Genomic DNA, 23,494 nt, shown 5'->3' with positions numbered 1-23,494 from the left:
ATCCTTCGGGTGGCGTGCCGGGCAAATTATGTGAATCTCATTCACATAGCAAGACCGAGATGCCTATCGTGGGCGAATGGGTAACGCACGGAAGGTGCCGGAGGAGTTCGCCGACCTCGAAACCGCCACCCGCGAACTCGACCCGCCGTTCGCCGTGGTTGATCTCGATGCGTTTCACCAGAACGCCAACGACCTCGTCAGCCGAGCCGCCAACCGTCCGATCCGGATCGCCACGAAATCCGTGCGCTGCAGGGACCTGCTGCGCCGCGCTCTGGACGTGCCCGGCTTCGCCGGGCTGATGGCCTACAGCCTCGACGAGGCGCTCTGGCTGTACCGCGAGGGGATCGCCGACGACGTCCTCGTCGCCTACCCGACCGTCGACCGCGCCGCGCTGCGCGAACTGGCCGCCGATGCCGCGGCGGCCGCATCGATCACCCTGATGGTCGACTCCGCGCAACACCTCGACCTCCTCGACGCCGTCCTCGGAACCGACCGGCCGAAGCTGCGGTTGTGCCTGGAAGTCGACGTGTCCTGGCGGCCGCTGGGTGCGTACGGGCCGCACGTGGGTACTCGGCGTTCACCGGTCCGCACTCCCGGCCAAGCCCGCAGGTTGGCCGAAGCGATCGCGCGCCGGAACGGGTGCGGCCTCGTGGGGGTGATGGCCTACGAGGGACAGATCGCCGGGCTCGGCGACGCCCCCGGAAGTCGCCTGCACGGATCACTCCTGCGCTGGATGCAACGCCGTTCGGCGGCCGAGCTGGCCGAACGACGCTCTCGGGTGGTCGAGATGCTGCGTTCGCTGGCGCCCTTGGAGTTCGTCAACGGTGGCGGAACCGGAAGTCTGGAGCGCACCGCCGCCGAGTCGGCCGTCACCGAGGTAGCAGCCGGGTCCGGCCTGATCGGCCCCGTGCTGTTCGACGCCTACCGGTCGTTCCGGCCCCGCCCCGCGGTCCTGTTCGCGTTGCCGGTCGTGCATCGACCGGCAACCGGGATGGCGACCTTGTTCAGCGGCGGCTACGTCGCCTCCGGCCCGCCCGGGGCGGACCGGCTCCCGGTGCCGCACCTGCCGAACGGGCTGCGGTTGCTGCCCGCCGAGGCGGCGGGTGAGGTGCAGACGCCCGTGGCCGGTGCCGCTGCCACCGAACTGCGGTTGGGAGACCGCGTGTGGTTCCGCCACGCCAAGGCAGGAGAACTCGCCGAGCGGTTCACCCACTATCACCTGATTGAGCGGGGCCGGGTCGTCGACGCCGTGCCCACCTATCGAGGTGAGGGGAGATCCTTCGGCTGATCACCCGGCATCCGGTTTGCCAAGTAGCCGCGCACCATCTCCCTCGCTTCGGCGACGAGCTCGGGGTCGCCGTACGGATCGCGGCGGAACGCCAGGTTCAGCACCGCGTCGGCAGCTTCCACGGCGACCGAGAGCGGCATCTGCAGATCGGCGGAGTCCAGGTCGAACTCCTCGACGAGCAGCTCGGTGAGCTTTTCGGCGATGACCGTGTTGTTGTCCTTGCTCTCGTCGAGCAGCCGCAGGTCGACGACGTCTCCGAAGTGCAGCCGGCTGAACGCGGGAACCTCGCGGTGCATGGTCATGTAGACGTCGAAAACCGCGTCCACGGCGTCCCACCAGTGCGTGAAGTCGGTGTGCTCGAAGTGCTCGGAAACCGTGTGCACGAAGCGGTCCAGGTTTCGCTGCGTGAGTTCCTGCACGACGGCGCGCTTGTCCGGGAAGAACTGGTAGAGCGAGCCGACGGCGACACCTGCTCGCTCCGCGATGAGCGTGGTCGTCAAGCCGTCGTAGCCAACTTCGTCGATGAGTTGGGCGCAGGCTTCCAGCATCTTCTCGACCCGTTGCGTACTGCGTTGTTGAACCGGCCTGCGACGCAGGGGGGCTACTTCGGTGGGCAAGGCGACTCCTTGATCATGTTCGCGCACCATCTTGCCGACGATTGGCCGTGAACCTCTTTCGGGGGAGACGTTCGCGGTGGTCGTCGAATCTGTTCGACGGCCCGGGTGCCGTGCCGTGGCGTCACACCGTAGGCGCGTCGTTCCGGCGTCGACCGAACAGGCCTGCCGGCACGTCCTGGCTTGTGTGGTCCCAGTCTCCTCGCGAACTTCCGGACGCGGTTTCTGACATGCCGACATATCCGTCGCACGAAGGAGTGCTTTTGAAGGGAACTCCTTGACCTTGTCGGCTGAGGTGGCGGTGGGGCGATTGGCGCACAGGTCGCGGGCCGATGACGAGCGGAAGGTGCGCTACAACACTGGATCGGCGGGAAGACAAGTCGAGTCCATATGCGTTCGGTCACGTTGTCAGCGCTCACGGTCACTATCTAGCGTGAAAGCGACCGGCTTGATCCGCGCAGAAAGGTCATCGTGAGCAACTGCGGCGTCGCCTCCTGTTACGTCCTTCTTCGGCGTGCTGTGCTCTCCCCGTGCGCAGCAACCCACACGCCACCGTTCGCTCCCAGTCGGCCGTACCGCCGCGTGCCGGCCGCGTGACGGCCACGGCGTCCCCGCGTAACCGAGCCGCCGAAGAGCGGAACGACGCACAGCGGGAGGGCGGTAGGCCCGCGAGCGGAACACCGGAAACCGACGGCGTGGAACACCCGATGCCGGAACACCGGATTCCCGAGAACGGGATGGCGGAAGGCAGGGTTTCGGAAGGCAGGGTTTCGGAAGACCGACCGGGTGAGACGCGCACCGGGAGATGCGCCCTCGGGTTGTGGTCCCCACTGACGCTCCCGGCCGCCAATCGACTGCTCCACCACGGCGAGTACGAGCTGCGAGTGGAACGCGACGACTCGCACGCGCTGCGGCTGGTCGGCAGCGGCGCGGGAGTCGGCGTACCGCTGGGGAACGCCCCGAACTGGGCCGACCTGTACGGTGCGCTGGTCCGGCTGCGTCGAACCCGTCGCTCGCACGATCCCGGCTGGCTTCGCCACGTGACCGATCTTCTGGACGGGAAATCCGCCCGGTCGGGAGACCAACTCGCCTGGGACCGGTTCCCCGCCGACGAGCTGGAGCGATTAGCCGCGCCGAACGTACCCGCGGACGAGGTCTGGGAGCTTTCGAACCTATTGACGGACAGCGGCCACGTCCTGCTGCCCGCGAGCGAACCGCCTCCACCGCACCCCCCTTCGATCTCCGAGCTGACCGAGCGGGGTCCGACCGCCTCCGCCGCGCCCCAGGCCCTGCTCACGACCGGCCTGAACCGGACGGCTGCGCGGCGCCGTCTGCACAACTCGTCCCGGCTCACCACGGCCGTCGAGAACGATCCGCTGCTGCGCATGCATTGCGCGGTGCGACCGGAGCCGATCGCGCTGGTGCATCGCGTGACCGGGAAGGCCGCGCTCACCCGACTCGTCGAACCGGCCCCGAAGCATCCGGCATATCCGGGCGGAACCGTGGTCGCAGGCCTGGCTGCCATGGTGCGGCCACGAGCGGACGGCACCCCCGCTCTGCTCCGGCACGTGATCGAGAACCGCTTCGAGCGTCGGGAGGACGAGCTCGACTACTTCGTCGAGCACCTGGTCCGCCCACTGTTGCGCAGCTTCCGGACGATGCTGGACACCCATCTGATCGGCCTGTTCGGTTTGGACGAGCACGGTGTCGGCTTCGAGCTGTCACCGGAGCTGCAGTCCACCGGACGGATCGTGGTGACCGACTCCGAGCAGGTCCGCGACGCCGAGTCGGCCACGTCCGACGAGGTGCGGCGAGGCGTTGAGGCGCTGGTCGGCACGATCGAGGAGCTGATCGAAGCCTTCACCGGCATCGACTTCGGTTCCCGGACGGCCCCAGAGGGCCAGGTCCGCGCCGCGGTCGATCGAGTGACCGGCGAGGAACTGCGCTACCTGCGGGAACGGACCGCTGAACTCCTCTCCTGCGAGCAACCGCTCCGGTACTTCACGCACACCGTTCCGGCCGGGCAGGACACGGTCCTCAAGGAAGTCCTGCACGCGGTCCAGGAACGGGCTCGCGAGCGCCGGTGGAACTCGCGGGTCCTACAGCCGGCGGTGGTCATCGACCTGGACCTGTGCGGGATCGTGCCGCTGCAGCGAACCCTCGACGCGGCCGGAGCGGTCGCGGGCCCTCGGCCGGGAGCGCCCGACGGCATCCCGGAGCTGGCCGACCCGGGTTCGCTGCCGGTTCTGCCGACCTACGCGGAATCGGGCTGGCGCACGTTCGTCCGGACCAGCGGGCTCGGGGAGAAGTACCCGGAGGTCGATTGGCGGCGAGTCCACGAGGAGTTCTTCCGCGAATTCGCCCGGCCCTGGTCCAAACTGCGCACCGACACGGTCAACGCGGGCCTGGCCCGCTTCGTCTGGGACGTCCACGACGCGGGCGGCCGGGTGGTCTTCTGCACCGGTAGGCGCGAACGGGTTCGGGAGTACACGAAGGAAGTGCTCGCCGCGGAAGGCGTTCCGGACGCGCAGCTGGTGTGCATGCCGGACAACCGGGAGCGGTCGATCTCCGAGCTGAAGGTCGAGCGGTTGCGCGCGCTGAAATCCGGTATGGACGTCGTGGCGGTCTTCGACGACATGGTGGAGAACCGCATCGCGATCACAGCGGAATTCCTCGGAGCGCGTCCCGTGGCGGTGGAAGTTCCCGGTATGGCGACTGAACGCGACCCGGAGCAACCCGTCGCCGACCGCGCGGCCGTCATCGCCACCTTCGAGACCTCGCCGAGGACCGGACGCCGCAACCAGACCGGCAGCGGGCTGTCGTACGCGCACTCGCTGGAGGAGTTGCAGGTCGGTGCGCTTCGGCCGAACCGGTCCGCGGAGCGCTGGTCGGTGCGCCTGACCGAGTCCGAATCCGAGTCCATCGTGGACACCCTGTTGGCCGACACCGATCGGGCGGCCGACCGGACGGCGAGCAACGCTCGGGCGAAGTTCGACCTCGGTGTTCCGGACGGCTGCCGGAACGCCCCGCCCCGGGGCGACGGGTCCGATTCTGGCGACGGGTCCGATTCTGGCGACGGGTCCGATTCTGGCGACGGGGCCGAAAACGTGCTCCGGGCTTTGCACCACGTGTTCACCCGCAAGCAGTTCTTCAAGGGAGCACGTTCCCACTACCAGCTTCCGGACATGCGCCGGGATGCCGAGCCGTTCGTCCGGAAGCAGGAACCGATCGACGTCGTCCTGCTGGGATTTCCGGTCAAGCAGTGCCTGAACAGGATGAAGGCCACCGGGCCTCTGCCCGACTTCGCCGAACTCGGGGGGCTCGCGCGGCTGCGCGAACTGCAGCGCACGGTGCGGGGCGTCTACCCACCGGGCCTGCGGTTCAACATCCTGACCGACGGCAGGCACTTCCGGCCCCGCCCCGAGGCCATCACCGGCGCCTACAGCCGCAAACTGCGCGAATACGTCGACATGGTCGGGCTCGCGGCCGACACGCGAGTCGAGGAGATCGACGCGGTCGCAACCGAACGGATCGGACCACACCTGCCGACCGAGCGGAGCGAGCGGATCGCCCGCTACCGGCTGTCGCTCGGCCGTCTGCTCTCCCGTTTCGACATCACCGAGGCTCCACTGAGCACCCTCGGCGAGATCAGTAGCTATGCCGCGGGACTCAAAGGTCCATGGGCCCCGTCGGTGCGGTTGTTCCCGGAGATGCTGATGTCGGTGGTCTACTCGGTTTCACTGCCCGCGCCTTCCGGTGCCGACCGGCTCGGCTGGGCAACCACGGTTTACGCCGACCTCTACAACCTCGTCGATCGCACCGTCTCGCCGGACGTGATCCGAGCGCGGGCGGGCGTGCTGCGTCGTGCTTGGCACGCGGTCGTCCGATACATGGCAATCATGCGAGTCGATGAGGAACTGGGCTACGACGACCTGTTCCCCGACCGGGTTAGGCTGACGGTGAGCGCGGCACGGCCCGGACGATGCGGGTTCACCTACCTCGGAGCTTCCGGTTTGCTCCCCTGGCAGGGCACCGGAGTGGCGGATCCGCGGGGGAGACTTGCCATCGACTTCTCGGTGTCGCTTCTCGACCAGGGGTTCGTACCGGTGTACTCGCCCGTATTGGGGCCGCGTCAACCGTGGTTGATGGTTCCGGCGCAGCACACCCGCCTGCATGGCAGAAAACTGCGGCTGAACGAGGAGTTCGCGGACCGGATCCGCCTGCGCCGCAAGTAATCCCCGCCGCTGACCGCGCGGAACCGCGGCCATGCGAGGCGACGGACCATGTGGGACTGCGGGTCACTCCAACCGGGGGTCACTCCAACCGGGGGCCTCTCGAACTGGGGGCCTGTCGGACCTGCCGACGGTGCGACGAGGTACTTGAGGACATCTGAAAGGCCCCGATGCTCGTCCGGGGAAACGAGTATCGGGGCCTTTCACACTCCGCGTTCCGTTCGGGGTTACGGAACCGGAGTCGTTGGGATCCGCGGACCGGCACTGGTCGGGGGAGGGGAGTGCGTCAGCACCGGCCCGCGGACGTTCTTGCTCGTGCCGTGCTCGCCCGGCACGGCATCGAGTCCACTCTGTACTTGTGGTCGCCGGCGGCGGGGCCGCCGGTCGGGTTTGTTGTGGTGGCCGACGATCGGCACGTCGCGGTCGGGGGTCACGACCTGCGATCGTCGGCCACCGGGCGGTTGCTCGGTCTGGTTCCGGGTCGGGGAGATGGTGTTTCTTCCGGGACCGAGTCCGCCGGCTTTACGGCACCGGCGCGGCCGGGCGCAGAGCGTGCGCCGGGCGCGGGTGCCGTCCGGGATCAGGGGCAAGGGCTCCTGCGACCAGGTGCTCGTACGCCGAACGCCACACCGAACACGGTGCTTTCCGTGGGCGCCAGCGGGTCGAGCACTCCGGACAGTTCCCTTTTTCGTCGGGTTCGTGAGCGGTCAGCAGCGTCCGCCACCCCTCGGTCAGCCGAGGGAGTTCGGATCGCGCTACGGAGAGAAGGGCTGGGGCGTCCGCGCGGTTTGCCAGCTCGGTCAACACATCGAGCCGCTCCCACACCGCGTCGCGCAGCACCTGACCCAGAATCTCGTCCACCGTAAGACACCGTCACTTTCTCGCCTGCTCAGCGGCTTTCCGTAACGCGCTGCTCAACACGCCGACTCCGCCGGTCGGCAGCGCAACGGAATCGCCCGGCGGTCCGACGAGAACCACCCTGTCCCGGTTGGCCAGCACGGTGAGGGTCCGGCGCGTGTTCTTCACGTCGTGGCAATCGACGTGCCACCAGCGGCGGCCATCGCCGGGCATCGGCCGCGAATCGGCCGAGCGACGCACCGGACCAACCCGGTCGGTACGCGCCGCTGCCCTGCTCGGGCTCGCCTGGTCGATGAAGTCCACGGTTTCCGGGTTCCTCTCCGTGCTCGGTTGCTTACATGACTAGATTGGAATGCCAAGACCCGGTTCGCCTAGTCGTCAGGCGATGACCGGGCCGACCGCAACGACGAACGGTCGGCGGACTTCACCCCTGCCGATCACCTCTACCGATTCGCACTTCACCGGCTCGCGAGGCTGCCCTTACTCTGCGACCGACGCCCGTGGAGAGCGTGAGGGGGCCCAAATGAACACCATCGGTTCCAACGGCTCGCCCGTTACACCCGACGCCTGGAACAGCAAGGAGATGCGGGAGGCACTGGCCAACCGGAACATCAGCGAGATCTACCGGCAGCTCCGGCGGATAGGTGTTTCGCAACGCCAGATCGCTGCTTCGACGGGGCAGTCGCAATCCGAGGTATCGGAGATCTTGAAGGGTCGGCAGGTCATGGCCTATGACGTGCTCGCCCGCATCGCCGATGGCCTCGGAATTCCGAGGGGTTACATGGGCCTCGCCTACGACGGGGCCACGGCAATGAGGGTCGCGACAACGGATGACGACCCCCAGGCTGAGGAGGACGAGTCGGTGAAGCGTCGGAAGTTTCTGTCGCATGCCGCGGCGGTCACGATGGGTGCGGCGGTTTTTGGGGAAGAAGGCACATCATGGGTGCCGAGTAGCGTCCAAACTCCGGCGCCGGTTCGCATCGGTATGACCGACGTGCAGCAGATCCAGGCCGCGACGAAGGCGTTGCGGGACCTGGATTACCGCTACGGCGGCGGTACCTGCCGCGATGCGGTCGTAGCCCAGCTTTCCTGGGCACAGCAGTTGTTGGACGCGGGGGCGAGCGAACAGGTCAAACGCAAGTTGTTCGTGTCGCTGGCCGACATGCACAGCCTCGCGGGCTGGACCTCGTTCGACACGGGTCTGCTCGACCCGGCACGCGGCCATTTCGGCAAGGCGCTGGAATTCGCGAAGCAGGCCGAGGACGACAGCCTCGTCGCGAGCGTGCTCTACCGGATGGGGCGCGTGTACCTGCACTACCAGGAGCCGAACGAGGCGTTGAAGCTGTTCCAATTGGGACAGATCGCCGCGCAGGACTCCGGTTCGGCGTTGACCGTCGCGGTGCTCTGCGCGAACGAGGCGTGGGCCTACGGCATGCTCAACAAGCCCGACCAGGTGCTCAAGATGGTCGGACGGACCAAGGACGAGTTCGCTCGGGCGGACGTCGCGGAGGCCCCGGACTGGGTGCGGTTCTTCAACGAGAACGACCTGCACGGGATGATCGGCTCGGCGCACGACGCGCTGGCGGTCTTCGAGCCGGACCGGTACGCGCCGATCGCGGTGGCCGAAACCATCAAGTGCAACGAGGCCTACGGCGCCGACATGCAGCGCACGCACGTGTTCGGGCTGAGTCTGCAAGCGACCAACCACATCCGGGCGGGCGATCTGCAGCAGGGCATCAAGGTGGGTCGCAACGCGTTGCAGATCGGCGAGAAGGTCAAGTCCGCGCGCGTGGCGGACCGGTTGAAGCCGCTGCAGCTGGAGGCAGGACGGCACCGGATGAACTCCGATGCTCGTGATCTGTCCGAACAGATCCGGCGGTTCCGCGAGGCGTGAGCTGTGCACTGCCGGGCGCCGAACCTTCCGAGTCGGGTCGGCGCAGCGCGGTCCGGACCGGATCCTGCCGCCTTCGGCATCATCGGCTGTGCCCAGCGGAGTTTCAGGCTGACAGAACATGACTTTCTCCACGCGCCCCGTATCGGACGGCCGGTACACGAAGCCCAAGCTGGCCACGGCACTGGACGAGGTATGTGCGGCGGTGGGGCTCGATTCCCGTGGCGCGCGTCTTGTCCGGTTCGTCAACAACGGGGTCTTCTGGTTGCGCGAGCATCCGGTGATCGTGCGCATCGTGCTCGCGCCCTCTTTCTCGTACCGCGCGGTCAACGTGGTCGAAGCGGCGCGCTGCCTCGCCGAGCACCAGGTTCCGGCGGTTCGGCTGCTACCGGGGGTGCGACAACCGGTGCACGCCGGGGGGCATTTGGCGACCCTCTGGGAGGCCGTTGACGACTCCGGGCCTGCTCCGACCGGGCGGGACCTCGCCGGGTTGCTGCGTCAGGTGCACTCGTTGCCGATTCCGGCGACGCTGCCCGGATGGCAGCCGATGGAGGACGTGCGCAGGAAGTTGGTCGATGCCGAGCAGCTCGACTCGGAGGATCGGTACTTCCTGGAGGAGCGCTGCGACGACATCGAGCGCAGGCTCGAGGACCTGTCGTTCCCGTTGCCCCGCTCGCTGGTGCACGGGGACGCGCACCTGGGAAACCTGATCGCGGGTCCGGATGGCGTCCTGTTGTGCGATCTCGACTCGTTGTGCGTGGGGCCCCCGGAGTGGGACCTGACGCCGATGGCGGTGGGCAGGCTGCGGATGGGACATCCGCCGGAGCGCTATGAGCAGCTGGCGGAGTTCTACGGGTTCGACATCACCGCGTGGCCCGGTTTTCAGGTGCTCCGCGACCTGCGGGAACTGAAGATCACGGCGGGTGTGCTGCCGATCCTGGGCAGCAATCCCCGAGTCAAGGACGAGCTGGGGCGCAGGCTCCGGTCGATGCGCGCAGGGGATACCGCGGCCCAGTGGGCGCCGTACAACTGAGCCGCCGCGGGCGTCCGGCGGTGAGCTCGGTGGTCCTGGTGGAGAGCCGTGCCCGTGGTGCCGTGCCGTGGAGCCGTCGGTGGAGCACAGCAACCGTGGAGTACCGGCGCTGCGGCAGGTCGCGCCGGGTTGCGGGGTCGGATGGCGGCGCGGGAAGGTCGTCCGACCTTGGGTGTCGCTCCTGCCGCGACGGATGACTTGATGCCAACGATCGGGCGAAAATACTCAACGTGCTGCCGTGGTTTCGTCATTCTTCGTGACTAGAACCCCTTGCACGATGTATCTATATGGGCAGCAGCCAAGCGTCAGTGAAACGGCAACGGGGTGGGCCGATGAGGAGCGCGAGAGCGAAGCGGACGCGGTCGAGGCCGGGATGGCGTGGGCGCCGGGCCCTGCGCTCGGCGCAGGTGCTCGATGATGTGGTGAATTCCCAGCTCAGGTTGGTTCCGCACCTGTCGGCCGAGGCTCGACGGGAGTCGGCCGATTACCTCGCCGAGTTGGTGATGCTGGCGCAGGTGTACCGCCACTTCGCGGCGGGATGGATCTCGCGGCACGAGCTCGAGCATCGCGGGAATGCCGCGATGCACCGGCTGGCGGGACTCAGGAGCCCTTCGGGGCAACAGCTCGCCGAGCGCGAATGACCGTTCGGCGACAAGGTCAGATTTTCGCAGAACGAAAAACGGGTTCCAAAAACGCCGAAAGTTCGGCCCGGCCGAACCTCAACGATCTTTCCGGGCGGCTCGTTGTCCCAGGATTCCGCTCCAAAACGGCTTCAGGAACCGCCGATCGGGCGTTCGGTCACCGAGTCGAGCGGGTGGTGCATCCGCGGATTCGGCCGCTGATCGGTCCCGGGGTGGTCGCAGATCGGCCCGGGACCGGCCCCGGGACCGGTCCGGAATCGGTCTCGGGCCAGCTCCGGTGAAGGAGCCCGGTGCGGGACCGGGCTCCTTCACCGGAGGGTTACGACCACAGTTGACTCCGGGCCGGTGACTTCCGGGCCGGTGACTTCCGGGCCGGTGACTTCCGAGTCAGCGACCGCCGGATTTGCCCAGGCGGAGGGCGAGTACCAAGCCCAGCACCAGGACCAGTGCGGCTCCGGCGATCCAAGGCCAGACCGGCATGCCGCCGTGGTCGGGTTGAGTCGCCGGGTCAGTTGCTTCCTGCGGTGGTGGGGCGGGAGTACCGCTACCCGGCTCGGTGAGCGTGAACGCGACCTTGCCCGGCACCGGGTGACCGTCGTTGGAGAGCACCCGGTAGCCGATCGTGTAGGTCCCGGCCGGTCCGAGCTCGCGCACCGGCGCGATGACGGAGTTCCCCTCGACCCGGACCGTTCCATCGGTCCAATAGGAGCCATCCGGGCCGATGACGTTCAGGGTGTTGTAGTCGTCCCCGGCGCGCACCGGCTGGTCGAAGGTCAGCCGTACTTCCCCCGGGGTGGAGGTGACCTGAGCTCCCTCCGCCGGGGCGCTCTCGACCAGGACGTTGTGCGCGAGAGCGGGGCCGGCGGAGCCGAGCATGGTCGCGACCGCCAGGACCGCGACCGTGAACAAGCGGTTCATTCCGGTCCTTTCTCGTCGCCTTCGTTGCGGCCGGACTCGTCGCGGTTGCCCGCGTTCCGGCTGCGCAGCAGTGCACCGCCGCCGATGCCGAGTCCGAGAGCCCCGACGAGCAGCCCGGCCCCACCGAGCCAGCGGGCGGTGTTGTCGGTCGCGGCCGCCGGCTCGGAGTCCCCGGACTGGCCGGTCTGGTCAGACTGGCCGGAGCCGTCCGGAGCCGGAGCGGTGTCGGAACCGCCGTGCGAGTGGCCGCCCTCCTCCTCGACCAAGGCGAGGGTCGGAGCCGGGGACTCCGGTTCCCCGTGGTCGGTGGGCGGCTGGTCCCACTTCACCACCTCGCCGTTGTCGTAGGTCTGTTCGGTCGGCAGCACGAGCTGGTCGGTGTCGGTGGGCAGTGTTCCGAGCGATGCTTCGAACTCCGCGAACCGGTCCGGCGCGATGCCTGCTCCCGGTTCCGCCGTCCACGTGATGCTGGCAACGGCCTCGGTGACCTGGGCACCGGCCACGTCCACCGGCTCTTCCAGCTCGACCTTGTTGACGGTGCTGTCCCAGCCGGGCATCTGAGCGGTGCGCACCGAGCTCAGTGGCTGGTCGAGCGGGAGTTTCACGGTGACCTCGACGGTGTTCGCGTCGGGGCGTTCGTTCGGCACCCGGAAGGCGATCTTCGCGTGGCCGCCCTTGGGGGCTTCCTCCGGATTCGCGCTGACGTGGGCGGATGCGGTCCCGGCGCCCGCGAGGGCGAGCAGTCCGAGCGCGGTGGTGAACGTGATCGCGCGGGTGGGAATTCGGTGTGTCCGCACTTGTCGTCTTCTCCTACCTCCCGGTGGCGTCACCGGGCAGCGTTTGACATCGGCCTGCGGTGGTTCCGCGCAGGCATACCGGTCAGCAGGAGAGCGCGGGCGGTCCTCGTCGGGAGTGGATGCGCTGGTAAAGGATCTCGGCGGTGCCTCGAACCGTGCGCGCCGGGATGCATATCGTCCGCAGCGAGGTCGCTACCGGCAGCGGGCTGTGCCTTCGCGGAAGAATCATTCCGAGGAACGTTGCCACTACGAAGAGTGCATGTTCCGCGCGAGCGAGCACGAGGCCTGTGAGCACCGCGACCGCGATGTGGCCGAAGGTCATGGTGGCCGTGTCGAACGGCGCAGCGGCATGTCCGGGATGCCCGTTAGACCCGGTCACCTGCAAAGACTGGTGAAGTGCACACTGGGCGACTAGCAGAGCCCCTACAATATGTTTCGGTCCACGCTTGCGGTTGGCCAGTGCCACTCCGGTTCCGGCCAGCAGCAGCGTGATCACAGTGGTCATACCTGGTTCGGGTAACGAACCGCCCGCAGCCGTGTGTGCGGCTACAGAAAGTGATGCCGATGTGATGGCCAGACCGACGCCGCGCAGGGCGCGCAATAAACCCTGGGTCGGGGTCAGCCGGATGGTCACGGCACTTAAGTCTAGGTGTCGTATTGACCACGCTGAGCATTGGTTAGCTTGCCCGGGCCCACCGATTGGGTCACGGTTACGAGTCGCTGACGGTAGGTCGTGCGTCTGCTCGGAGCAGGGGACACGGTTCCGGCCGCAGCGATTGACGACGGAGAGGAGGGGGCGCCGCAGAGCCGGCGCCGAAACCTGTGTCGACCGAAAATGCAAACGGTGGTGGCTCCGGTTCCGGAGAACCCGCCACCGAACTTCCTGGTCAACCCGCATTCGCGGCTCGGCCCACTACGAATTGGATCGTATTCGGGGCCACCGCTGCGATCATGTTCGTGCTGGTCGCCTGGGGCGCGGTCGGAACGGATTCGCTGAGCAACACCTCGTCGGCCGCGCTTGAATGGCTCGTCACGAACACCGGCTGGGGCTTCGTGCTGGCCGCCACCGGTTTCGTCGTATTCGCCCTTTATCTGGCATTCAGCCGGTATGGGCGAATTCCGCTCGGGCAGGACGGTGAGCAGCCGGAGTTCCGGACGATTTCGTGGATCGCGATGATGTTCAGCGCCGGTATGGGCATCGGTCTGATGTTCTACGGCGTGAGCGAACCGCTGAGCCACTTCGCCAGCCCGCCGCCGGGAACGGTGCCGGGCGAGTCCGAAGAGGCGATTCGCACCGCGATGGCGACGTCGCTGTTCCACTGGACCTTGCACCCGTGGGCCATTTACTCGGTGGTCGGCCTGGCGATCGCCTACAGCAGCTTCCGGCGTGGCCGCAAGCAGCTGATCAGCGCCGTGTTCCAGCCGCTGGTCGGCAAACGCAACGCCGAAGGGCCCCTCGGCAAGCTGATCGACATCCTCGCCCTGTTCGCTACCTTGTTCGGCTCGGCCGCATCACTGGGTATCGGGACGCTGCAGATCCGCAGCGGCATGGAGGCCGCGGGCTGGATCGACGGTGCTGGGACCACGATCCTGGTCGTGATCATCGTCGTGTTGACGATCTGCTTCATCGCCTCCGCCGTGTCCGGGGTGGCCAAGGGCATCCAGTGGTTGTCGAACATCAACATGGTGCTGGCCGCGCTGCTCGCGATCTTCGTGTTCGTGGTGGGCCCGACGGTGTTCATCCTGAACCTGCTGCCGACCTCGCTCGGTGCCTACATGAGCGACTTCGGCTCGATGGCTTCGCGCTCCGGTGCCACCGGTGGCGCGGACATGCACGACTGGCTGAGCACGTGGACCGTCTTCTACTGGGCGTGGTGGATCTCCTGGACGCCGTTCGTCGGCATGTTCATCGCCCGGATCAGCCGGGGTCGAACGATCCGCCAGTTCATCAGCGGCGTGCTCCTGGTGCCCAGCGTCGTGAGCCTCATCTGGTTCGCCATCTTCGGTGGTGCTGCCATCGACAGCCAGCGGGCAGGCAACGGTGTCTACGGTGACGGCAACCCCGAGGCGCAGACCTTCGCCGTGCTGGAGCACCTGCCGCTGACGGTCATCACGTCGGTGCTGGTGATGGCGCTCGTGGCGATTTTCTTCGTGTCGGGTGCCGACGCCGCGTCGGTGGTCATGGGCACCCTGTCGCAGGGTGGTTCCATCGAGCCGAGCCGCTGGATCGTGATCTTCTGGGGTGCCGCCACCGGTGCCGTGGCCGCGATCATGCTGGTGATAGGTGGTGGTGAGGACAAGGCCTTGACCGGTATCCAGAACCTCACCTTCATCGGTGCGCTGCCGTTCGCGATCGTCATGGTTTTGCTGTGCATCGCCCTCACCAAGGACCTGCGCACCGACCCGATGACGCTGCGGGACGAGAAGGGCGCCGAGGTGCTGGAACAAGCCGTCATCATCGGGACCGAGGAGCACGGCGACTTCCAGCTGGAGATCTCTCCGGCGGAGGAAACCGACGGCGAATCCGCCGAGAGCGGTGCGGAATCGGAGACGGTCGGGGACAGCGCCGCCACAGCGGCCAAGTCCTCGCAGGGAGCCGAATAACACCTCGGGTTTCCCCGTGGTGTGTCACCGCCGGATGGCGGTGGCCGCCGGTGGCGCCCTCGAGCACGTCAGCGTGCCCGGGGCGCCAACGGCGCCCTCGGCGGGCCGCGTATCGCGGCTCCGCCGGGGGAGTGTTCCGGAGGGCTGTGGTTCGAAAGCCGATCGGACCGCCGATCCGGTTACACGCCGAATCGACGAAGCAGGTCGTCCTCGATGCGTCCGAGTTCGCCCGCGGCGGCCTGGTGGGCCGCCCGGCGACGACTGGCAGGCATCCGTTCCGCCACACGAATGGCGCTGGTGAGCTCGGTGAGCCGGGCCTGTGCTCGTTCGGCGAACTGCTCGACGACCAGGCTCTCCTCGTCGCTTCGCCCGGCTGATCGGGCTCGCAGCTCACGCAGCGCTTCGGCGTTCCCGGCGATCCGAGCGTGCAACGCGGCTCCTCTGCCGGAGTACCGGCCGAGTTCGTCGGCGGATACTCCGAGCCTGCGAGCCCGTAGCTGCTCGTAGCTCTCCCGAGCGGCCGATGCCGCCTTGAGCGCGAACGGGATGAGCGGTGGGCCGAGGACTTTCGCGATCGCCACCGCCTTCTTGGCGCGGCTGGGCGTCACGCGGCCGAATTCGCCCTTCTTGACCGCTTTCTCGTGTTTCTTCGCGGTTTTGTCGGCCTTCTTGGCCTGCTTCTTCTCGGCCTTCGCCGCCGCCTTGTGGTCGCGCTTGGTGTTCTTGAGCTCTTCTTTCACCAGCTTGACGTCCTGCTTGGCGGCGTTGACCTCCTGCCGCTCGAGCTGTTCCTCGAGCTTGGCCAGCTTGTTCGCCCGGCGCTTGCTCGGTGCTGCGGAGCTCGATTCTTCTGTGGACTGTTCCGGGACGTCGATCTCGGTCGTCCGCTGCTTCGCCGACCGTGCCATCGAAGCCGACACCTCCAGTTTTCCGGCTGATGCGATCGTCCTGGAACTTTCTACACAGAACGCTCGTGCGAAAGAGGACGCGGGACGTTCCCAGGCTGCGAGCGCTGTCGCACGGCAGCAACCCGAAGCGGGTATGTCACTCTCGGAGACATACCGATTCTGTTGAGTCAACGGGGTGACGGGCGCATTCGTCAGGGCAAGGACATACGCTGCAATCGTGGACAACGATGTGCTGCTGGACGCCGGCGTGGTGACGCGTTGTCGTCGGCGCGTGCATCTCGAGAACGACCCCGGCAGGCACGAGCTGCCCAGGGCGACGCCCGACCCGGGCGTTGAGCAGCGCATCGAGGACGCGGCGGAGCACCGCAGGCTGATCACCCGCGAACTGGGCAGGCTGCTCGGACAGGAGTGGACGCGGATCCCGAGCGAAGGTGGCCCGGCGCAGCGCGAGCGGGCGACCCTGGAGGCGATGCGCGCAGGTGTGCGCTACCTGTCCGGAGCGCAGCTGCCCACCGATGGGCGCGCGGGACGGCGCGGTTCGGTCGACCTCCTGGTGCACACCGGAGACGGATATGTGCCGGTGCTCGTCGTTCGGCACAAGGTCACCGACGCGGGCAGCGGTGCCCGGACCTCGTCGTTGGCCCGCCCGCTGCCAGGATCCGCACGGCGAGACCCGCTGCGCAAGGTGCGCGCACAGCCTCGTGACCAGCTCCGGCTCGCGCATGCGGTGCGTCTGCTGCAGGCGTGCGGGATGGGTGCTTCCGGCTCGAAAGTCGGCGGTGTGATCGGCGTGGACGCCGACACGGTGCTGTGGCACGACTTGGAGGCCGCTACCTGGCCGGGTGGAAGGACCGCGCTGACCGAGTACGACGCGCGTTTCGAGGACCGGATCGCGGTGGCTTCGGCAGCAGCGGCCGGGGACGAGCCACTCGCCCTGCCGTCGCGGGTGAACGAGTGCAAGGGTTGCCCGTGGTGGCCCACCTGCGAGACAGAGCTGCGCCGGACGCGGGATATCAGCCTGGTCGTACGCGGTGAGGAAGCGGTGGTGCTCCGCGAGGCGGGGTATTCGACCGTCGACGAGCTCGCCGCGATGCCCCCGGAACTGGCCTCCTCGGTGCCGATGGCCCCGGCGCGCACCTCGGACGCGCGGCTGCTGGCGAAGGCCTGGCTGCGGGACCTGCCGTTGGTGCGCCGGGTACGCCACGTCGCGGTTCCGCGCGCCGACGTCGAGGTCGATGTCGACATGGAGAGCTACGCCGAGGCCGGCGCCTACATGTGGGGCTGCTGGTTGTCGGGCACGGAGGTCGACGAGGAGCCCGGGTATCGGGCGTTCGTCACCTGGGACCCGTTGCCGTCCGACGACGAGGCTCGATCGTTCGCCGAGTTCTGGAGCTGGTTCACCTCCGTCCGGGCTCGGGCGCACGAGCGCGGACTGACGTTCCGCGCCTACTGCTACAACGAACTCGCCGAGAACCGCTGGATGCTGGCCTCGGCCGAGAGGTTCGCGGGCAAGCCCGGGATACCGCCGGTCGCGGAGATCCGGAAGTTCATCAACTCGGGCGAGTGGGTGGACCTGTTCGCTTCGGTTCGGGACCAGTTCCTGTGCCCGAACGGCAAGGGCCTGAAAGTCATCGCTCCCAGCGCGGGTTTCGCGTGGCGAGACGACGAGGCCGGTGGCGAGAACTCGATGCGCTGGTACCGCGACGCGGTGGGCTGGAACGGTGACGGTCCGGACGAGTCGCAGCGGCAACGGCTGCTGGAGTACAACGAGGACGACGTCCGCGCCACCTGGGTCATCCGGCGCTGGATGACCTCGGAGAACGTGCATGACCTCCCGTACACGGGTGACCTCTGAACGACCGGGATCGAGCGACCCCGGCCTGGGCGGCCGGGGGCCTGAACGGGCCTGGCCTGGCCACCAGGGCTTGGGCGACCGGGTCTCGGCAACTGGGCCTCGGCAACTGGGCCTCGGCAACCGGGCTTGAGCGGTGGCGGTCGCGGAACCCGGCACGATGTGCGTCGCCGCCGCACGGGGACCACGCATGCCCGGGGTCTCCATGCGGCGGTCGGCCGCTCGGCCCGCCGATGGTTACCGCACGCGGGCGGTGTGAGCGGGCAGCCGATTCAGCGGCGGGTGCGCGGTGAACCGGTCATTTGGGCGACATCCGCAGTGAGCCGTCCATCCGGATGACCTCGCCGTTGAGGTAGTCGTGCTCGATGATGTCGACCGCGAGCTGGGCGTAGTCGCTCGGCAGACCGAGCCGCTTCGGGAACGGGACGTTGTCGGCCAGCGCCTGTCGGATCTCCTCGTCGACCGTGCCCATCATCGGGGTGTCCACCACACCGGGAGCGATGGTCATCACCCGGATTCCGGAGGAAGCCAGGTCGCGAGCCGCGGGCAGGGTCAGGCTCACCACGCCACCCTTCGACGAGGCGTACGCGGCCTGGCCGATCTGGCCGTCATAGGCGGCGATCGAGGCGGTGCTGACGATGACGCCGCGCTGGCCGTCATGGTCCGGTTCGGTCTGGGCGATCGCGGCGGACGCCAGGCGCATCACGTTGAAGGTGCCGACCAGGTTGACCTCGACGACCTTGCGGAACAGCTCCAGGTCGTGCGGTCCCTTGCGGCCGGAGACACGCGCGGACGGGCCGATGCCCGCGCAGTTCACCACGGTGCGCAGTGGATTGCCCGCACCGGCTGCTTGCTCGACGACGGCTTGCACCTGGTCGGCATCGGTGACGTCGGCGGCGGCGTAGGTCACGCCGTCGACCGCGGGCGCGTTGCGGATGGCATCGGGAAGGTCGACCGCGAACACGTGGGCACCGCGCGAGGCGAGCGCGTTCGCCGTCGCCGCACCGAGTCCGGAGGCCCCGCCGGTGACGATCGCCGAAGTGTCGGTGATCAGCATGTGTAGCAACTCCTAGGTTCGCCGGGTATTCGCCGGGGCGAGCCTAGAGAGCTTGTTCGGGATGTGTGGGACGGGTGGTGGTTCTCACGTCCCGTGCTGGGCGGATTCGCGGGGACGGTGTCAGAACAGGTGCCGGTCTTGTTCGTGCCGAGGTGCTTCGGCCAGTGCGAGCAACGCCATCAGCGGCAGCGCGGTCAGGAGCGCGAGACCGGTGAAGACGGCGGCGATCCCAATGAGTTCCATCTTCCGAGGGTGGTCCGTCGATCTGATGGCGCGCGTCGGCCGGCAGTGCGGAATTCCCGGCTGATCGGGCGATAGGATCATCACCGACCGTGTTCATGGTCCGGGGTTCAGCGCCGGAACGGTGGGCAGATCGCGTCGATCTCGTCGAGATCGGCGGTCGTCGGCCGCCACTGCCCGGCCGCCGCGTTGGCCGCCACCTGGTTGGCGCTGCTGGCCCCGCTGATCACCGACCCGACCGCTTCCTGCGCCGCCAGCCAACCGAGCGCGAGCGCGAGCATCGGGATGCCGCGCTCCGCGGCGAACGCGCGGAGCTGCTCGATGCGATCCCACGGCGCGGCTGCCATTACCTGGTCCCGCCCGGCGAGCCTGCTGCCGCTCGGCGGCGCGTCCCCTTGCCGGTACTTGCCGGTGAGCAACCCGTTGGCCAGCGGAAAGTACGGAATGAGCCCCACACCGAACCGACGGCAGGATGGCAGCACCTCCCGCTCGGTTTCGCGTTCCAGCAACGAGTACTGGCTCTGCGCCGATATCGGGGCGACGAGCCCCGCCGAGTCGGCGGTCCACGCGGCGTCGGCGAGCTGCCAGCTCGCGAGGTTGCAGTGCCCGACGTAACGGATCTTGCCCTCGCGGACGAGGTCGTCGAGCACCGACAGCGTTTCCTGGAGCGGTGTCACCGGATCCGGCCGGTGCAGCTGGTACAGGTCGATCCAGTCGGTTCCCAACCGCCGCAGCGACGACTCGACGGCGAGGCGCACGTACCGGCGCGATCCGCGTGCGGTGAAGTCGGGTCCGTTGTGGCCGTGCATGTCCATGCCGAACTTCGTCGCGATGATCGCCTGCTCGCGGCGACCGGCCAACCCCTGGCCGAGGAGTTCCTCGCTCCTGCCCCGCGGGAACCCGTAGGCATCGGCGACGTCGAAGAAGGTGATCCCCGAGTCGAGCGCGGTGCCCACGACCGCGCGTGCTCCCTCCGGGGTCTCGGCGGCGGTACCGGGTCGCCCGAGGTTGTTGCAGCCGAGACCGACCGCGCTGACCACGAGTCCGGATTCGCCCAATCGTCGCTGTTCCACGCATGGAGCCTAAACGGCGGATCACCAGGCCGTCACGACGGACGTATGACTCGTGAACACTTGCCGAAGCGCCTTTCGCCCGGCCGTGGTTGTGCCACGATGCCAGTGTCCGAGTTGCGGCTTTTCGGAGTTCCACCGGGTGAAGCTCGGGGAGTTCGGGGGTTTGTCGGTGTTCGCCCGTCGGGTGGTTGTCGTCGGTACCGGTTACGTCGGGTTGACCACCGGTGCTTGTCTGGCATCGCTGGGGCACCAGGTGGTGTGCAGTGATGTGGACGCGGAGAAAGTGCGGCGGTTGTCGCGGGGAGATGTGGAGATCCTGGAGCCCGGCCTCGCCGAACTGGTGTCGGAGGGCATCGCCGCGGGCAGGTTGCGATTCGTCGAGGGTTCGGCGGCAGTGGCGTCCGAGGCCGAGGTGCTCTTCCTGTGCGTGCCCACTCCGATGGGCTCGGGCGGTGCGGCCGACCTCGCGGCGGTGGAGTCGGTGACCCGCGAGGTGCGGGACACGTTGCCGAGGGGATGCGTGCTGGTCACCAAGTCGACCGTGCCGGTGGGAACTTCGGCACGCGTGGCGGAGCTGGTGTCCCGCACCGATGTCGCGGTGGTGAGCAACCCGGAGTTCCTTCGCGAGGGATCGGCCGTGCGCGACTTCCTGCATCCCGACCGGATCGTGGTCGGTTCGGACAGCCAGGACGCGGTGGAACGGGTGGCGGCGTTGTACGCGCGGCTCGGTGCGCCGATGGTGCTGACCGACGCCGAGAGCGCGGAGATGGTCAAGTACGCGGCGAACTGCTTCCTGGCCACCAAACTGTCCTATGTGAACGGTATCGCGGAGCTGTGCGAGCGGTTGGGTGCCGACATCTCCGACGTCACCGAAGGCATGGGTTACGACCGGCGGATCGGGCAGTCGTTCCTCCGGCCGGGGCCGGGATGGGGCGGGTCCTGCCTGCCGAAGGACACCTCGGCGCTGATGCAGGTGTCCGAGTCCGTGGGATTCGACTTCCCGCTGTTGCGGGCGACGATATCGGCGAACGCGCGGCAGCGGGAGCAGATGGTCGCCAAGATCGCCGACGCCTGCGGGGCCGGCGTCGAGAGCTCGCTGGACGGAGTCCGACTGGGCATCCTCGGATTGACCTTCAAGGCGGGCACGGATGATCTGCGGGATTCGCCCGCGCTGTCGGTGGCCCGTGCGCTCGCGGAACGCGGAGCGGAGCTGGTGGCGTTCGACCCCGGGTTGCGCGGGGACGAGCCGGAACTGGCCGGGATGGTGACGCTGGTCGACGATCCGTACGAGGCGGCCAAGGCTTCCGCCGGATTGGTGTTGCTCACCGAGTGGCAGGAGTTCCGGGCGCTGGACTGGGGTCTGCTGGCGGGCCTGCTGACCGGGCCGGTGGTGGTCGACGCCCGCAACCACCTCGACCCGGACGTGCTGCGCCGTGCCGGACTCTCCTGGCGTGGGATGGGCCGCCGCCCGGTCGGCTGAGAACCGCGCCGTTCGGTGTCGGTCGGGCGCCGGGGCGGCCGCCGCCGCGAACGGAGATCGGCTCGCGGGTCTCGTCGCCGGGCCGCCGGGTTCCTAGAGTGTTGAATCATGTTCACCACACGCCCGGAACTGGCGGGCACGCACGGAATGGTCGCGACCACCCACTGGCTCGCCTCGGCGGTGGGGTCGGCGGTGCTGGAGGACGACGGCAACGCGTTCGACGCCGCCGTGGCGGCGGGCTTCACGCTGCAGGTGGTGGAACCGCATCTGAACGGTCCTGGCGGTGAGGTGCCCGCGCTCTTCGCCACGGCGACCGACCCCCGTCCCCGTGCGCTGTGCGGCCAGGGCGCCGCGCCCGCCGGTGCGACGATCGGGCACTACCGCGACGAACTCGGCCTCGACCTGGTGCCGGGGACGGGATTGCTCGCGACGACGGTTCCGGGCGCGTGGGACGCGTGGCTCACGTTGCTCCGCGATCACGGCACCAAACCGCTGCGCGAGGTACTGCAGTACGCGATCGGTTACGCGCGTGACGGGTTTCCGCTGGTGGAACGGATCAGCACCACGATCGGCATGGTGCGGGGCATGTTCACCGAGCACTGGCCGACATCGGCCCGCCTGTGGCTGCCGGGCGGCGCGGTTCCGGAGCCGGGGAGCGTGTTCCGGAATCCGACTCTCGCGGGCACTTGGGAACGGCTGCTGGCGGAAGCGGAGTCGGTGGCGGGCCGCGAGGCCCAGATCGACGCCGCGCGGCGTGCCTGGTCGGAGGGGTTCGTGGCCGAGGCGGTCGACGCGTTCGCGCGCATCCCGCATCGGGACAACTCCGGTCGGGACAACGCGGGCGTGATCACCGGCCAGGATCTGGCCGAACACGAGACCACCTATGAGGACGCGCTGACGGTGGACCTGCCGGGTGGCTGGACGCTGGCGAAGTTCGGCATCTGGAGCCAGGGTCCGGTGCTGGCCCAGCAGTTGCGCCTGCTGACGGGTCTCACCGACCGGATCGGCTACGTCGACGGGGTGCCCGACGCGGACACCGTGCACGTCGCGGTGGAGGCGGCCAAGCTGGCGTTCGCCGACCGGGAGGCGTGGTACGGCGACTCGGCGGAGTACGGGGTGCTCGACGACCTGGTCGGAGGTGCTTATGCCGCCGAGCGGCGCGGGCTGATCACCGATCGTGCCTCGATGGAGATTCGCCCGGGAGCGCCGGGCGGTCGTGGCGTTCGACTGCCGGACTTCATCGCGAGTGGTCGTGGCGCTGGTGGCGCGGTCGACACCAGCGGCGTGGGCATCGGTGAGCCGACGGTGACGGCGAGCGGGGAGAGCCGGGGCGACACGGTGCACCTCGACGTGGTCGACCGCTGGGGCAACATGGTTTCGGCGACTCCGTCCGGCGGTTGGTTGCAGTCATCCCCGGCCATCCCCGGACTGGGATTCTGCCTGGGCAGCCGAGCGCAGATGTTCTGGCTGCAGGAGGGGCTGCCGAACTCGCTCGCGCCGGGCAGGCGGCCGCGAATCACGCTGAGCCCGTCGCTGGCGCTGCGCGGCGGAATCCCGTCGCTGGCCTTCGGCACGCCGGGCGGCGATCAGCAGGATCAGTGGCAGCTGTGCTTCTGGCTCGCTCACGTGCACGGGGGCCTGAACCTGCAGGCCGCGATCGATTCGCCGATGTGGCATTCGGGGGCGTTCCCGAGCTCCTTCTACCCGCGCACCTGGCAGCCGGGCCGCCTGATGGCGGAATCCCGGTTGGGGACCGATCGGCTCGCCGAACTCGCTCGCCGGGGCCACGAGGTCGTCGACGCCGGGCCGTGGGCGCTCGGACGGTTGTCGGCGGTGTCCCGTGACCCCGAGTCGGGGCTGCTGCGGGCCGCCGCCAACCCACGCGGTGCGCAGGGATACGCGGCCGGGCGCTGATCCCGGCTGCTCGTCGGCGGACCAGTCGGCACGGTGGCTTCGGTGGACTCCGCGCCGGCTCGGCCCGCGAGCACGGTGGCGGAGTCGCCCGCCC

18 protein-coding genes are annotated in these 23,494 nt (G+C 68.4%); 9 read left to right on the top strand and 9 right to left on the bottom strand.

Features of this window, described 5'->3' with window-relative positions; all coding sequences use genetic code 11:
* Positions 1-76 precede the first annotated feature (76 nt).
* Positions 77-1,288 (top strand): amino acid deaminase/aldolase, encoded by a 1,212-nt coding sequence (locus ACYVAN_RS10225; RefSeq protein ID WP_460958133.1) that lies wholly within the window; start codon positions 77-79, stop codon positions 1,286-1,288.
* Here ACYVAN_RS10225 and ACYVAN_RS10220 read toward each other — a convergent pair.
* Positions 1,258-1,905: a TetR family transcriptional regulator gene (locus ACYVAN_RS10220; RefSeq protein WP_460958131.1), complete on the bottom strand. Its 648-nt coding sequence runs from the start codon at positions 1,903-1,905 to the stop codon at positions 1,258-1,260. The two genes, ACYVAN_RS10225 and ACYVAN_RS10220, sit on opposite strands and share 31 nt — an antisense overlap.
* Positions 1,906-2,432: 527 nt before the next feature.
* Here ACYVAN_RS10220 and ACYVAN_RS10215 point away from each other — a divergent pair.
* Positions 2,433-6,137, top strand: a complete 3,705-nt coding sequence (locus ACYVAN_RS10215) for an L-tyrosine/L-tryptophan isonitrile synthase family protein (protein WP_460958129.1) — start codon at positions 2,433-2,435, stop codon at positions 6,135-6,137.
* Between the two features lie 870 nt (positions 6,138-7,007).
* Here the strand turns inward: ACYVAN_RS10215 and ACYVAN_RS10210 are convergent.
* Positions 7,008-7,295, bottom strand: coding sequence for a hypothetical protein (locus tag ACYVAN_RS10210; protein ID WP_460958127.1), 288 nt, complete (start codon positions 7,293-7,295; stop codon positions 7,008-7,010).
* Positions 7,296-7,515: 220 nt separating this feature from the next.
* Here ACYVAN_RS10210 and ACYVAN_RS10205 point away from each other — a divergent pair, with 220 nt between their 5' ends.
* The 3 genes from ACYVAN_RS10205 (at position 7,516) to ACYVAN_RS10195 (ending at position 10,557) form a co-directional block, all read left to right on the top strand.
* Positions 7,516-8,886, top strand: a complete 1,371-nt coding sequence (locus ACYVAN_RS10205; protein WP_460958125.1) for a helix-turn-helix domain-containing protein — start codon at positions 7,516-7,518, stop codon at positions 8,884-8,886.
* A gap of 118 nt (positions 8,887-9,004) precedes the next feature.
* Entirely contained in the window at positions 9,005-9,916 is a 912-nt protein-coding gene (locus ACYVAN_RS10200) for a phosphotransferase family protein (protein ID WP_460958123.1), read from the top strand.
* 332 nt (positions 9,917-10,248) lie between these two features.
* Positions 10,249-10,557: a hypothetical protein gene (locus ACYVAN_RS10195; RefSeq protein ID WP_460958121.1), complete on the top strand. Its 309-nt coding sequence runs from the start codon at positions 10,249-10,251 to the stop codon at positions 10,555-10,557.
* A gap of 387 nt (positions 10,558-10,944) precedes the next feature.
* On the opposite strand, the gene ACYVAN_RS10190 is transcribed toward ACYVAN_RS10195, so the two are convergent.
* The 3 genes from ACYVAN_RS10190 to ACYVAN_RS10180 form a co-directional block, all read right to left on the bottom strand.
* Positions 10,945-11,475, bottom strand: a complete 531-nt coding sequence (locus tag ACYVAN_RS10190; RefSeq protein WP_460958119.1) for a copper resistance CopC family protein — start codon at positions 11,473-11,475, stop codon at positions 10,945-10,947.
* The gene (locus ACYVAN_RS10185; RefSeq protein ID WP_460958117.1) at positions 11,472-12,272 is read right to left on the bottom strand and encodes a YcnI family copper-binding membrane protein; all 801 of its coding nucleotides are present in this window, start codon (positions 12,270-12,272) and stop codon (positions 11,472-11,474) included. Before ACYVAN_RS10185 ends, ACYVAN_RS10190 begins: the two co-directional genes overlap by 4 nt.
* Positions 12,273-12,354: 82 nt before the next feature.
* Positions 12,355-12,906, bottom strand: a complete 552-nt coding sequence (locus ACYVAN_RS10180; RefSeq protein ID WP_460958115.1) for a hypothetical protein — start codon at positions 12,904-12,906, stop codon at positions 12,355-12,357.
* A 188-nt stretch (positions 12,907-13,094) separates the two neighbouring features.
* On the opposite strand from ACYVAN_RS10180, the gene ACYVAN_RS10175 reads away from it, so the two are divergent.
* A complete protein-coding gene (locus ACYVAN_RS10175; RefSeq protein ID WP_460958113.1) occupies positions 13,095-14,876 on the top strand; it encodes a BCCT family transporter in 1,782 nt (593 codons plus the stop codon).
* Between the two features lie 179 nt (positions 14,877-15,055).
* Here ACYVAN_RS10175 and ACYVAN_RS10170 read toward each other — a convergent pair whose 3' ends face one another.
* The gene (locus tag ACYVAN_RS10170) at positions 15,056-15,784 is read right to left on the bottom strand and encodes a DUF6474 family protein (RefSeq protein WP_460958111.1); all 729 of its coding nucleotides are present in this window, start codon (positions 15,782-15,784) and stop codon (positions 15,056-15,058) included.
* A 217-nt stretch (positions 15,785-16,001) separates the two neighbouring features.
* On the opposite strand from ACYVAN_RS10170, the gene ACYVAN_RS10165 reads away from it, so the two are divergent.
* The gene (locus ACYVAN_RS10165; protein ID WP_460958109.1) at positions 16,002-17,639 is read left to right on the top strand and encodes a TM0106 family RecB-like putative nuclease; all 1,638 of its coding nucleotides are present in this window, start codon (positions 16,002-16,004) and stop codon (positions 17,637-17,639) included.
* Between the two features lie 295 nt (positions 17,640-17,934).
* Here the strand turns inward: ACYVAN_RS10165 and ACYVAN_RS10160 are convergent, their stop codons facing one another.
* The 3 genes from ACYVAN_RS10160 to ACYVAN_RS10150 all read right to left on the bottom strand — a co-directional run bounded on the left by ACYVAN_RS10160 (position 17,935) and on the right by ACYVAN_RS10150 (position 20,006).
* Positions 17,935-18,693 carry an SDR family NAD(P)-dependent oxidoreductase gene (locus ACYVAN_RS10160; protein WP_460958107.1) on the bottom strand — a complete coding sequence of 253 codons (759 nt, stop codon included), beginning with the start codon at positions 18,691-18,693 and terminating at the stop codon, positions 17,935-17,937.
* A 120-nt stretch (positions 18,694-18,813) separates the two neighbouring features.
* Positions 18,814-18,936, bottom strand: coding sequence for a hypothetical protein (locus ACYVAN_RS10155; protein ID WP_460958105.1), 123 nt, complete (start codon positions 18,934-18,936; stop codon positions 18,814-18,816).
* Between the two features lie 107 nt (positions 18,937-19,043).
* The gene (locus ACYVAN_RS10150) at positions 19,044-20,006 is read right to left on the bottom strand and encodes an aldo/keto reductase (RefSeq protein ID WP_460958103.1); all 963 of its coding nucleotides are present in this window, start codon (positions 20,004-20,006) and stop codon (positions 19,044-19,046) included.
* Positions 20,007-20,145: 139 nt separating this feature from the next.
* On the opposite strand from ACYVAN_RS10150, the gene ACYVAN_RS10145 reads away from it, so the two are divergent.
* Both ACYVAN_RS10145 and ACYVAN_RS10140 read left to right on the top strand, forming a co-directional pair.
* Entirely contained in the window at positions 20,146-21,486 is a 1,341-nt protein-coding gene (locus ACYVAN_RS10145) for a UDP-glucose dehydrogenase family protein (protein ID WP_460958101.1), read from the top strand.
* Between the two features lie 108 nt (positions 21,487-21,594).
* Positions 21,595-23,400, top strand: coding sequence for a gamma-glutamyltransferase family protein (locus tag ACYVAN_RS10140; RefSeq protein ID WP_460958099.1), 1,806 nt, complete (start codon positions 21,595-21,597; stop codon positions 23,398-23,400).
* Positions 23,401-23,494: the final 94 nt, after the last annotated feature.

The organism is Parasphingorhabdus pacifica (assembly GCF_054779195.1).
The sequence above is the reverse complement of the archived record's forward strand: the minus strand, read 5'-3'. Positions and strand labels throughout refer to the sequence as shown.